Origin of the sequence: Pseudomonas sp. I2 (assembly GCF_040984075.1) — a bacterium.
GTDB classification, from domain to species: Bacteria; Pseudomonadota; Gammaproteobacteria; order Pseudomonadales; family Pseudomonadaceae; genus Aquipseudomonas; species Aquipseudomonas guariconensis_B.
Genome location: NZ_JBCGFQ010000234.1, coordinates 1 through 385 on the forward strand (window position 1 = coordinate 1; position 385 = coordinate 385).

The following is a 385-nucleotide window of genomic DNA, read 5'->3' on the forward strand; positions in this document are numbered from 1 at the left end:
GCATTGATTGTTAATAGTGACATTGTTCTAACTTTCTGCTCATCAATTATGGTTTCTTCATAAATTGCTGCAAGCGTAAATGGCTTTCCATCTTGACGAAAGATGCCATACCAATGTGCTTTACCATTGATATATTTCGGTTCATAAATAGCTTCAACAGGAACTAGGCCAAATTGATCATTTGACCAGGCATGTTTAAATGAACGTTTGTGATCAACCGTTTCAGTTCTTGCATTATAAGTTGCATATTTAAATGAAACTTCTTTCGCATATGGTGGCAACATTCCAAATTTAACTTTTCGCCATTCCCATTCATTTTGATGAGATAAGATTATTGGGCAATCATCACTTGGATAGACATCTGATTTGTAATCAAAGGTAGGTT

Annotated in this window: 1 protein-coding gene; it reads right to left on the reverse strand. The window is 34.8% G+C overall.

Annotation, left to right across the window (positions count from 1 at the left end):
* On the reverse strand, window positions 1-385 hold a 385-nt coding region (locus WCE05_RS26405; protein WP_368816898.1), incomplete at both ends, for an SOS response-associated peptidase family protein.